11 protein-coding genes are annotated in these 12,356 nt (G+C 46.0%); 9 read left to right on the top strand and 2 right to left on the bottom strand.

All coding sequences use genetic code 11. The features are described from left to right. Positions 1–274: 274 nt before the first annotated feature. The 9 genes from CPIN_RS06340 (at position 275) to CPIN_RS06300 (ending at position 9,922) form a co-directional block, all read left to right on the top strand. Positions 275–1,501 carry an HD domain-containing protein gene (locus tag CPIN_RS06340; RefSeq protein ID WP_012788955.1) on the top strand — a complete coding sequence of 409 codons (1,227 nt, stop codon included), beginning with the start codon at positions 275–277 and terminating at the stop codon, positions 1,499–1,501. A gap of 101 nt (positions 1,502–1,602) precedes the next feature. Then, on the top strand, positions 1,603–2,652 hold the full coding sequence (lpxD, locus tag CPIN_RS06335) for a UDP-3-O-(3-hydroxymyristoyl)glucosamine N-acyltransferase (RefSeq protein ID WP_012788954.1): 1,050 nt from the start codon (positions 1,603–1,605) through the stop codon (positions 2,650–2,652). Between the two features lie 32 nt (positions 2,653–2,684). Beyond that, on the top strand, positions 2,685–4,100 hold the full coding sequence (locus CPIN_RS06330; protein WP_012788953.1) for a bifunctional UDP-3-O-[3-hydroxymyristoyl] N-acetylglucosamine deacetylase/3-hydroxyacyl-ACP dehydratase: 1,416 nt from the start codon (positions 2,685–2,687) through the stop codon (positions 4,098–4,100). Positions 4,101–4,109: 9 nt separating this feature from the next. Next, positions 4,110–4,904, top strand: a complete 795-nt coding sequence (lpxA, locus tag CPIN_RS06325; RefSeq protein ID WP_012788952.1) for an acyl-ACP--UDP-N-acetylglucosamine O-acyltransferase — start codon at positions 4,110–4,112, stop codon at positions 4,902–4,904. Next, complete coding sequence (locus CPIN_RS06320) at positions 4,901–5,518, top strand: ABC transporter ATP-binding protein (RefSeq protein ID WP_012788951.1); 618 nt, start codon at positions 4,901–4,903, stop codon at positions 5,516–5,518. Before lpxA ends, CPIN_RS06320 begins: the two co-directional genes overlap by 4 nt. A gap of 81 nt (positions 5,519–5,599) precedes the next feature. After that, positions 5,600–6,895 (top strand): MFS transporter, encoded by a 1,296-nt coding sequence (locus CPIN_RS06315; RefSeq protein WP_012788950.1) that lies wholly within the window; start codon positions 5,600–5,602, stop codon positions 6,893–6,895. Between the two features lie 38 nt (positions 6,896–6,933). Beyond that, positions 6,934–7,773: an MBL fold metallo-hydrolase gene (locus CPIN_RS06310; protein WP_012788949.1), complete on the top strand. Its 840-nt coding sequence runs from the start codon at positions 6,934–6,936 to the stop codon at positions 7,771–7,773. 102 nt (positions 7,774–7,875) lie between these two features. Then, positions 7,876–8,226, top strand: coding sequence for a co-chaperone GroES (locus CPIN_RS06305; protein ID WP_245552090.1), 351 nt, complete (start codon positions 7,876–7,878; stop codon positions 8,224–8,226). A gap of 133 nt (positions 8,227–8,359) precedes the next feature. Further along, entirely contained in the window at positions 8,360–9,922 is a 1,563-nt protein-coding gene (locus CPIN_RS06300) for a helicase HerA-like domain-containing protein (RefSeq protein ID WP_012788947.1), read from the top strand. Positions 9,923–9,968: 46 nt separating this feature from the next. On the opposite strand, the gene CPIN_RS38910 is transcribed toward CPIN_RS06300, so the two are convergent. After that, complete coding sequence (locus tag CPIN_RS38910; RefSeq protein ID WP_012788946.1) at positions 9,969–10,136, bottom strand: hypothetical protein; 168 nt, start codon at positions 10,134–10,136, stop codon at positions 9,969–9,971. Next, the gene (locus CPIN_RS06295; protein ID WP_012788945.1) at positions 10,133–12,346 is read right to left on the bottom strand and encodes a peptidase domain-containing ABC transporter; all 2,214 of its coding nucleotides are present in this window, start codon (positions 12,344–12,346) and stop codon (positions 10,133–10,135) included. The genes CPIN_RS38910 and CPIN_RS06295 overlap by 4 nt, the downstream gene beginning before the upstream one ends. Positions 12,347–12,356: the final 10 nt, after the last annotated feature.

Below are 12,356 nucleotides of genomic sequence, written 5' to 3'. Positions count from 1 at the left end.
AAGGTAAAGAATAGTTGGCGCTAACAACTATCGTACTCAAGTTAAGATATCATTTGGTCAAAAACCGTTCCTCCGCCTTCCGGGGGACACAATAAATTGTTAAAAAACAACATGTTCCGTAAGCTATCGTCAAATATTAATAATTTCGATCATAAAAATAGTTAAAATAGCGGGTAAGATAGGGGAAAGACTTCCTTCGTGCGTCTATACATTAGAAAAAGTTACAGATAATAATTCCTTAACGTAGCTTTGTCTAGCTAAAGGAGAACGGTCAATGGCAGAACGCAAGCGTAAAATTGTAAACGATCCGGTATATGGTTTCATCACGATTGACCATCCGTTGATCTTTACATTGATTTCCCATCCTTATTATCAGCGCCTGCGCAGGATCCATCAGATGGCGCTGGCGCACCTTGTTTATCCGGGCGCAATGCATACCCGTTTCCATCATAGCATGGGAGCCTATCACCTGATGTGCTGTGCGCTCTCGGAACTGAAGGGGAAGGGAGTGGATATCACAGAAGAGGAAGAGGTTGCTGCAAAGATGGCCATACTTTTGCATGATATAGGTCATGGGCCGTATTCACATGCACTGGAGAATGGCATTATTGAAGGTGTATCGCATGAAGAGATCAGTCAGTGGCTGATGGAGGAACTGAACAAGGAAATGGATGGAGCACTGACGCTGACGATAGAGATATTCAACGGCCGGTACCATAAGACGTTCCTGCACCAGCTGGTATCCAGTCAGTTGGATGTAGACAGAATGGACTACCTGAACAGGGACAGCTTCTATACGGGCGTTTCTGAGGGGGTGATCAGCTACGACAGGATCATTAAGATGCTGACTGTACACCGTGGGGAACTCATGGTGGAAGAGAAAGGAATTTATTCAATAGAGAAGTTCATTATAGCGAGGAGGCTGATGTACTGGCAGGTATACCTGCATAAAACGGTACTGAGTGCGGAGAATCTGCTGGTTAAAATATTGCGCAGGGCCAAAGAACTGGCTTTACAGGGCGTTACGCTTTTTGCCTCACCGGCCTTGCAGTATTTTCTATACCATACTATTACCGCGGCCAACTTTGAGCAGGAACCGTCCTGTCTGCAGCAGTTCTGTCTGCTGGATGACTATGACATTATGGGCGCCATTAAAGTCTGGGCGCAACATCCGGACAAAGTGCTCTCCTTATTATGTAAATGGCTCATTGACAGAAACTTATTCAAATGCGTCCTGAATAGTGAGGCATTTGACATAGAAAGTATCCAGCTGCTGAAACAAAAGGTACAACGGGAATATGGCATTAGCGGCGCCGACCTGGATTATTTTGTTTTTACCGGAACTGCCTGCCTCAGTACATATAATATGAACAACGAGAAGATTAACATTCTTTTCAAAGACGGCACTGTAAAAGACATTTCCTCCATTGATAATGCCCTGATTAGTCATACTCTGGCTATACCCGTAAAAAAATTCTACATTTGTCATCCAAAAATCTGATGAATGGCTAATTATCAATTAAGAATAAAAAAAATACGATAGGCAAAATTGAGCGTTTTGATAGCTGGTCAGATTCGGATAACATATATTAATTAATAACTATGCAGTTTAGCGCATTACAATTGGCTACCATGTTGGATGGTAAGCTGGAAGGCAACCCGGACGTAAAAGTGAGCAACATCGCCAAGATCGAAGAGGCGGGTGAAGGGATGCTCAGCTTTATCGCCAATCCTAAGTACGAAGAGTTTATCTATACGACCAATGCCTCCATACTGATAGTGAATGAGAGCCTTGTAACGGAAAAACCTGTAAAATCGACGCTTATCAGGGTAAAAGACGCCTACAGCGCCTTCGCCCTTTTACTTGAAAAATATAAGCAGATCATGAGTAATAAGACGGGTATTCAACAACCGTCTCATATTCCTGCATCTGTAAAGACCGGACAGAATGTTTTCATCGGTGCTTTCGCCTATCTGGGTGAGAATGTCGTGATCGGTAACAACGTAAAGATCTACCCTGGAGTTTATCTGGGTGATAACGTGATCGTACAGGACGATACAACTATCTTCCCTGGCGTAAAGGTGTACGAGAATTGTGTACTGGGTAGCCGTGTGATATTACACGCAGGTTGTGTGATCGGAGGAGATGGCTTTGGTTTTGCACCTCAGCCTGACGGTACCTATAAAAAAGTACCGCAGATCGGTAATGTGATCATTCATGATGATGTTGAGATCGGCGCCAATACCACTATTGACCGTGCAACTATGGGTTCTACGATCATCCGCCAGGGCGTAAAGCTGGACAACCTGATCCAAATCGCGCACAACGTAGATGTAGACACCAATACAGTTATAGCAGCACAGACGGGTATTTCCGGCAGTACTAAAATTGGTAAGAACTGTGTGATTGGTGGTCAGGTTGGCTTGGTTGGACACATCCAGCTGGCTGATGGCACCAAAATCAATGCACAGAGCGGCCTGTCTAAATCTATTGCAGAACCGAATTCAGCCCTAATGGGATCTCCTGCTTTTGATTATAAAAGCTCCTTAAAAAGTCAGGCAATTTTTAGAAATTTGCCCGATCTGGAAAAACGTGTGAAGGAATTGGAAGACATGGTAAAACAACTGCTTTCCGTGCGGGAAGGTGTTTGATGATTAAGTAGGACAAACAGTTATAGCAAAATATGGATAATCAACAGTCGTCTAATCAACACACGATTAAAGACCCAGTTACAATATCGGGTGTTGGTTTACACACAGGAGCCCATGTAAATATGACTCTGAAGCCGGCTACCCCCGGTTATGGTATTAAATTTCAGCGTGTGGATCTGCCAGGACAACCTGTAGTGAAAGCCGATGTAGATTATGTTGTGGATACATCCCGCAGCACAACGCTTGAACACAATGGCGCCCGCGTTAGTACGATAGAGCACATCATGGCTGCCCTGGTTGGTACCGGCGTAGACAATGTGCACATTGAAATCGATGGTCCTGAAATCCCTATCATGGATGGTAGTTCCTACCCTTTTATCCAGAAAATAGAGGAAGCAGGTATTGCAGAACAGGATGCGAAAAAAATATGGTATACGATTGATACCAACATCAGCTTCTACGACGATAAAAAGAACGTAGAAATGGTAGCATTACCAGCTGTTGACTATCGCATCACCTGCATGATCGATTTCAACTCTCCGATATTAGGTACACAGCACGCTAATCTTAACAGCCTGCAGGATTTCAAACAGGAAGTAGCGCCATGCCGCACCTTCGTGTTTCTGCACGAACTCGAATACCTGATATCCAACAACCTGATCAAAGGCGGCGATATTAATAACGCTATTGTGATCGTAGATAAAGCGGTAAGTGAAGAACAACTGGGCCATCTGGCAAAAGTGTTCAACCGTGAACATATCAGCGTAGCACAGCGGGAAGGTATCCTCAATAATATTCAGCTTCACTTCCCGAATGAACCGGCACGTCACAAACTGCTGGACATCGTGGGAGACCTCGCACTGGTAGGTGTGCCTATTAAGGCGCATATCATTGCAAACCGTCCCGGACATGCTTCCAACGTGGAGTTTGCCCGTAAGATCAAGCAATATATCAAGAAGAACAAGCATATCAAGGATATGCCTGTATACGATCCTAGTAAACCAGCTGTCTTCGACGTACCACGTATTGAAAGAACATTGCCGCATCGTTTTCCGATGCTGCTGGTGGACAAGATCATCGATCTCACCGATACGCAAGTAGTAGGTATCAAGAACGTTACCTTCAACGAACCATTTTTCCAGGGGCACTTCCCAAGTAATCCGGTGATGCCGGGTGTACTCCAGGTGGAAGCACTGGCACAATGTGGTGGCATTCTTGCACTCAGCACTGTTCCGGATCCTCATAATTACGATACCTACTTTATCAAGATAGACAACTGTAAGTTCAAGCAGAAAGTGGTTCCCGGAGATACCATGATCCTGAAAATGGAATTACTTAGCCCTATCAGGAGAGGTATAGTGGAAATGAGAGGAACCGTATTTGTAGGTAACAAGGTAGTTACTGAAGGTGACCTGACCGCTCAAATCATTAAAACAAGAGAAAGCTAAACCATAGCAATGATCCATCCGCTTACTTACATTCACCCGGACGCGAAGGTTGCGCCAAACGTGAAAATCGATCCGTTTACCGTTATTCACAAAAATGTTGAAATCGGTGAAGGCACCTGGATCGGTTCAAACGTCACTATTATGGAAGGCGCAAGGATCGGCAAGAACTGCCGTATCTTCCCCGGGTCTGTAATTTCCGCTATCCCGCAAGACCTCAAATTTGCTGGCGAAGACACTACAACCGAAATCGGAGACAACACCACCATCAGAGAGTATGTAACCATTAACCGAGGAACCAAGGACAAATGGAAAACCGTTATCGGCAAGAATTGCCTGATCATGGCCTATAGCCATATTGCTCACGACTGCGAAGTTGGTAACAGCTGCGTATTCTCCAACAGCACTACACTGGCAGGTCATATCACCGTGGGCGACTACGTGGTACTTGCAGGTATGGTGGCTGTACAACAATTCTGTAAAATTGGCGATCATGCCTTTGTTACAGGTGGCTCCCTGGTAAGAAAAGACGTGCCGCCTTTCGTAAAAGCAGCCCGTGAACCGCTGTCTTACGTAGGTGTAAACTCTATCGGTCTCAAAAGAAGAGGTTTCTCACTCGAAAAGATCAATCACATACTTGACATATACCGTGTGATATTCGTGAAAGGATACAAGCTCTCCAAAGCAATCAGTATCATCGAAGCGGAATATCCCGCCACCGACGAAAGAGATGAAATACTCTCCTTCATCCGTGAATCCGGCCGGGGCATTATGAAAGGTTATACGTCACTAGCCGGCGACGAATGAAAATAACGCTCGACCAGACAGGCAAACGCTTTAACTACGACTGGATCTTCCGTCGTGTTTCCGCTACCTTCGAACAGGGCGGACGATATGCCATACTGGGTCCCAATGGCTCGGGAAAATCTACTCTATTACAGGTTATAAGCGGGCACCTTCACCAGAACGAAGGTACCGTTACCTATAGCACTCCGGAAGAACTGCTCAGTCATGATCAGTTTTTCCGGCATTGTGCCATCGCTGCTCCCTATCTTGAACTGGTGGAAGAATTCACTCTCGCAGAAAGCCTGCAATTCCACCTGCAGTTCAAAAACTTAATTCCCGATATTACTCCTGCTGATGCTGTAGCCATCGTTGGCCTGGAGAAATCCATGCATAAACAGGTCCGCAACTTCTCCTCCGGCATGAAACAACGCCTGAAACTGGCACTGACCATTTTCTCCGATGTTCCGGTATTACTGCTGGATGAACCCTGTACCAACCTGGATGCCGCAGGCATCCGGCTTTATCAGCAACTTATTACTGACTATAGTGGCGACCGCATGATCATCGTCAGTTCCAATGACGAACAGGAATATTTCATGTGTCCCAACCACATCAGGATACAGGATTATAAATAAGCTCCCCCTCCGATAGTAGCCCCGACAGCTGCTGCCAATGTCTTGTTTCTTATATTTGATCATTAACTTACTTTACTCAATATGCAAACTGCCAGTAAAAAAGTAATCAATGGCTGGGCGATGTATGACTGGGCGAACTCCGTGTACAACCTGGTAATTACCACCACTTTTTTCCCTATTTACTTTACCTCAGCAACCCATTCCGCTGAAACAGGCGACAATGTCTCCTTCTTTGGTAAATACTTCGTTAACTCCGCACTTTATGACTATGCAATGGCGGCCGCATTTATACTCGCCGCATTGCTGTCTCCTATCCTCTCCTCTATCGCCGATACGAGAGGTAATAAGAAAAGATATCTCATGCTGTTCACCTGGCTGGGTGGATTAAGCTGTATCGCCCTGTATAACTTTCGTGGTGGAAATGTAGAATATGGCATCATATTCTTTATCCTCGCCACCCTTGGCTATTGTGGCGGCCTGGTATTCTATAACTCCTACCTGCCTGAACTGGCAGCGGTAGAAGACCGTGACCGTATCAGTGCCAAAGGTTTCGCTATGGGGTATATCGGTAGTGTAATATTACAGCTGATCGGCTTTGTGCTGGTGGCAGTAAAACCATTTGGTCTCAGTGACGGAGATGCCGTACGGCTGACTTTCCTGCTCACCGGCATATGGTGGATCGGCTTTGCCCAGATCACCTTCCTGCGTCTGCCGGCCTCTAAGGGTACTATACAGGAACATAAGGCGGGTGCGCTGACTGAAGGGTTTCATGAACTCAAGAAAGTATATGCACAGGTAAAAACCATGCCTGTACTGAAAAACTTCCTGCGTGGCTTCTTCTTTTACAGCATGGGCGTCCAGACCGTAATGATGGCAGCTACGATCTTCGGTAGCCAGGAATTACACCTGCCTTCCACTAACCTGATCGTAGCCGTTGTTGCCATTCAGGTGGTAGCAATACTGGGGGCATGGGGTATGGCTAAGCTCTCCGGCAAATTTGGCAACCTGCCCGTACTGATGGTTGTGATCGTATTGTGGATCGGTATCTGTCTGGCGGGTTACCGTATGCAGACCGCTAATGATTTCTATATGCTGGCTGTTGCCGTAGGTCTGGTAATGGGCGGTGTACAATCCCTCAGCCGTTCTACTTACGCCAAACTGATGCCGGAAACAGAAGATACCACCTCCTTCTTCAGCTACTATGATGTTGTAGAGAAATTGTCCATCACTGTCGGCCTGACCACATTCGGTTACATCCACGAACTGACCGGCAGTATGCGTAATTCCGTACTGGCACTTATTGTTTTCTTTGTGATAGGATTGATCTGGCTCTTATCAGCACAGAAAAAACAAAAAAGCCTCGCTGCACAAAGCTGAAATTCACGAACTTCAGCAGGCAATCAACTGACAAGACCATGAAGTTATATACAATAGAGACGGGCAATTTTAAACTGGACGGTGGCGCTATGTTTGGCGTTGTACCTAAAAGTATCTGGAATAAACTGAATCCGGCGGATGAAAATAACATGTGCTCCTGGGCCATGCGTAGTCTGCTGATAGAGGATGGCGACCGCCTGATACTGATAGACACCGGCATTGGTAATAAACAGGACGAAAAGTTCTTCAGCCATTATTACCTGCATGGTAACGATTCGACCGATCAGTCACTGGCAAAACATGGCTTCAGCCGCAATGACATTACAGACGTATTTCTGACACATCTGCATTTTGATCATTGTGGAGGTTGTATAGAAAGACAGGGCGATAAACTGGTACCTGCATTTAAAAATGCGGCCTATTGGAGCAATGAGGAACACTGGCAATGGGCAACTAAACCCAATGAGCGTGAAAAAGCCTCCTTCCTGAAAGAGAACATCCTCCCTATCCAGGAAAGCGGTCAGCTGAAATTTATTCCCAGAGAAGAAGGCATTCCTTTCAGCAACGATTTCAACGTCCGTTTTGTACTTGGTCACACTGATTCCATGATGCTGCCACAGATCCAGTATAAGGATAAAACACTCCTGTATATGGCCGATCTGTTGCCAAGCAAGGGGCATATTCCCATCCCTTATATCATGTCTTACGATATGTTCCCGATGACAACCCTTCAGGAGAAAAAAAATTTCCTCCAGGAGGCCGTTGAGAATAAATATATTCTGTTTTTTGAACACGATCCTGTGACAGAGTGTTGCACGGTGCAGATGACCGACAAAGGCATCCGGGTAGCAGATACATTCAGACTGTCTGATGTATAAGCAGTGCCATATTGGCACCACGAGCCCCTGCTGCACACATTTTGCAATACCCTTAGCGGAGGATATATTACCATGGCTATACATTTGACTCAAGACAATAAATTGAAGAAGCTAATTGTTGTAGGAGACCGGGTGCTGATCAAACTGACCACTCAGAATGAACGCACCGACAGCGGCTTATACCTTCCTCCAGGCATGCAGGAAAAGGAAAAGGTACAACAGGGATATGTGATCAAAACAGGTCCCGGATATGCCCTTCCACTGCCTTCTGAAGAGGATGAAGCGTGGAAGCCGGAAGATGAGAAAGTGAAATATATTCCGCTGCAGGCAAAAGAAGGCGACCTCGCCATCTTCCTGTTAAGTGGTTCTACCGAGGTATCTTACCAGGGTGAAAAATATTATATCGTTCCACAAGGCGCTATCCTGCTCCTGGAACGCGAAGAAGATCTGTAACGGCCATTATGCCCGTTAGTTATTACGAATGTCAGGTGCGGATAAAGATTCCTCACCAGGCATTCGTAATTTTTTTGCGCATAACTATTGTCCGAAATCGCTTTTCTTTATCTTCAGTAAAAAATTCCACACCATGGCAACGAAAGAAGCATTTCTGGAATATATCCGCAATGGTTATTCCTTTAAGGGTGAACACGTTAAGCTTGGATGCGCCATGCTGGATGGCGAAGTTGTAACCGGCGCTGATGTATTTATACCCCTGAAAACACTCAACAGACACGGTCTCATTGCCGGCGCCACCGGTACCGGTAAAACAAAAACCCTGCAGGTCATCGCAGAAGCACTCAGCGACGCAAGCGTTCCTGTCCTGCTGATGGACATCAAAGGCGACCTGAGTGGTGTGGCCGCTGCCGGTACAAGCAATGCAAAAATTGAAGAGCGTTATCAGAAAATAGGCGGCAGCTGGTCTGCATCTGCCTACCCCGTGGAACTGCTCTCCCTCAGTAATGAAAAAGGCGCACGCCTACGTGCGACCGTCAGTGAATTCGGTCCCATATTACTCTCTAAGATCCTCGAACTGAACGATACCCAGGAAGGACTGGTATCCATGATCTTCAAATATTGCGATGACAGTAAACTCCCGCTGCTCGACCTGAAAGACTTTAAGAAAGTACTACAATATGTCAGCGACAAGGGTAAAGCGGATATGGAGAAGGATTATGGTAAAATCTCCACCACTTCTGCCGGCACCATCCTCCGGAAGGTAATCGGACTGGAACAACAAGGTGCCGACCGTTTCTTTGGAGAAGCCTCCTTTGAAGTGGACGACCTGATGCATATCAGTGATGATGGCCGTGGTGTGATATCTATTGTGAGAGTCGCCGACATCCAGGACCGTCCGAAGCTGTTCTCGACGTTCATGTTAAGTCTCCTGGCGGAACTCTATGCCTCCCTGCCGGAAGAAGGCGATCTGGAAAAACCAAAACTGGTAATGTTCATCGATGAAGCACACCTCATATTCCAGGAAGCCAGCACAGCCCTCCTGCAACAGATAGAAACCATCATTAAACTGATCCGCTCAAAAGGCGTAGGTATATTCTTCTGTACACAGAACCCGATGGACGTACCACCTTCCGTACTGGGACAACTGGGAATGAAAGTACAACATGCGCTACGCGCGTTTACTGCGAATGATAGAAAAGCGATCAAACAAACCGCAGAAAACTATCCACTCTCGGAATTCTATAAAACGGATGATCTGCTCACGCAGATCGGTATAGGAGAAGCACTCTTTACCTGTCTGAATGAAAAAGGCCAGCCTACACCACTTGCCGCCACCATGCTCGTATCTCCCCGTTCCCGTATGGACGTGCTGACCGATACTGAAGCTGATACACTAGTGAATGGATCCAAGCTGGTGAAGAAATATAACCGCGAAATAGACAGCGAAAGTGCGTACGAGATACTAACTGCCAAACTTCAGGAAGCAGCCGAAAAAACGGCAGAAGAAAAGCAGGAAAAGCCTGCTGCAAAAGGTGGCAGACAGAAAGAAGAAAAGAGTGTGTTGGAAACTGTACTGACCAGTTCTGCGGCCAGACAGGTAGGTCGTACTGCCGCTAATATCATTACCCGCAGTCTGCTGGGCGCCCTTGGCCTCGGTGGCAAAAGCAGCAAAAAAAGCAGCAGCTGGTTCTGATCAGTATTAAAAATATTCAGACAGGCCGGCCATGTGCCGGCCTTTTTTATATCCGGTCTTTCCAATACAGGAATAAGCATATCCCCGCAGCCAGAAACATCAGGATCAACAGGTTACCATAACGCAGTAACCAATGAGGTTTGTCCTTCTGTACTTCAAGTACAAAATCACCTTTCTCAGGCACCTCGTCGATTGCTTTATATCGCTTTATCATTTTCCCAGTTCCAGTTGATTCTTTACAAGTTTGAAGTAATGTTGCTTCAGCGCCACCAGCTCCGTATGATCACCTTCTTCTATGATCTCTCCTTTATCCAGAACGATGATCTTATCCGCATGTTTTACGGTACTTAAACGGTGTGCAATAATCACAACTGTCCTCCCTTTAAAAAACTCCTGCAGATTCTCCATGATCACTTTTTCATTATTAGCGTCCAGCGAACTGGTTGCCTCGTCAAAGAACAGGAAGGCCGGACCTTTATAGACCGCCCGCGCGATCAATACACGCTGGTATTCCCCACCACTTAAAGCAATGCCCCCGTGACTCAGATTCGTATGATAACCGGAAGGTAATTGCTCGATCATATCTTCAATGTTGGCAACATGCACCGCCTGCTGCAACCTTTCTTTATCAATCGTATAATCGTTATCCGACTCTGTAATATTGCGTAGTACAGTATCCGCAAAAATGAACCCGTCCTGCATCACCACACCACAGTTGCTACGCCAGTGACGGCTGTCCAGACCTTCCAGTGATTTGTCACCAAGATTAATGCTACCGGAAGTAGGGTCATAAAACTTCAGCAATAGTTTCATCAGGGTTGTTTTTCCGCTACCACTGGTTCCCACTATAGCCGTTACTTTTCCCCGGGGAATGGTCAGACTGATATTCTTTAGTACCAGCCGCGAACTGGCGCTTCCATAACGGAAGGAGACATTATCCAGCACCAGATCATTTTCTTCGTCAGATACATCGAAAGTATGCTTCTGTTTATCTTCCTCTTCCACATTCAGTACCTCTCCTATGCGCTCTATACTGATACGGGCTTCTGCGGCGCCATGGATGAATGCCACAAAACTATTCAGCGGCGTAGCCAGTTGTCCGATGATGTATTGTGTGGCCAGCATCACACCTAGGGTAATTCTACCTTCTATTACTGACCAGGCAGCCACAAAAGTGATAATGATATTCATCAGCTGCAGGAGGAAATTACCACCTACTACCTGTAACTGCTCCAGGCGCAATTCCTTCACCGCTGTGTTATACACCCTGTTCTGAACAGACTCCCACTCCCATCTGCGTCGGCGCTCACTATTATTCAGTTTCACTTCCTGGATACCATGCATGATCTCAAGAATACTACTCCTGTTTTCTACTGACTCGTCCCTTCTTTTATAACTCAGGACAGCCCGCTTTTTTACAAACAACATGATCCAGGTAAAGTACAACGTACTCCCCGCCAGGAAAATCAGGAATAAAGGAAAGCTGAATACACACAGTACTGTGCCGAACAACAATATGTTGATCAGGGAAAACAATACACTAAGTGAGGTATTGGATAAGAAGGTATCTATCTGCTTCTGATCTTCTATACGCTGAATAAGATCAGTGATCATTTTGGAATCAAAAAACGCGATCGGCAGTTTCATCATCTTCACCAGGAAGTCGGAAACGATGGCGATATTTACACGCTTACTCATGTACAGCAACAGCCAGCGGCGCACTATTTCGGCCCCCGTCTGTGACAGAAATAACACCAGTTGCCCGGCTAGAATCAGGTATACAAAATTGAGATTATTAAACCGGATACCTTTATCGACCAGCGCCTTTGTCAGAAAAGGGAAAACGACCTGTATAAAAGAAAGAATCAGTACTCCGATCATCACCTGATAGAGTATCTGCTTATGTGAGCGCAAATAAGGCAGCAAAAATCGCAGATCAAGAGGTCGCCCTGCTACTTGGTCCTCTCTATTATAAAACTCCGCAGAAGGTTCTAAAAACAGGGCAAATCCTTCCTGTTCCTCCTCTTTCTTAGTCTTCTTGTTGTATAACCAGCCTTCCAGAAACTTTGCGTGGGTATATTTTACCTTACCGAAAGCAGGATCTGCCACCCAGATATGCTGATCATCTGTCTTATAGACCACCACAAAATGTCGCTGCCGCCAGTGTACGATACAAGGCAGCGGTACGTCGTTCACCAGCGACTCAAAACTGATATTGAGCGCCAGTGTTTTCATCCCGATCTGTTCCGCGGCGTCGCAAAGCCCCAGTACAGAAACGCCCTGTCTGGTGATACCCGACATTTCCCTGAGCTGCTGAATGGAATAATTCTTTTTGTAAAAAGCACAGATCATCTTCAGACAGGCTGCTCCGCAGTCCATCTGGTCCAGCTGCCTGAAGAACGGAAATGAGGAAAATCTGATCAACTGATAACGG

The sequence above is a fragment of the Chitinophaga pinensis DSM 2588 genome (assembly GCF_000024005.1).
In the GTDB taxonomy this organism is placed as follows: domain Bacteria; phylum Bacteroidota; class Bacteroidia; order Chitinophagales; family Chitinophagaceae; genus Chitinophaga; species Chitinophaga pinensis.
This window is presented reverse-complemented; position numbering and strand designations above follow the sequence as displayed.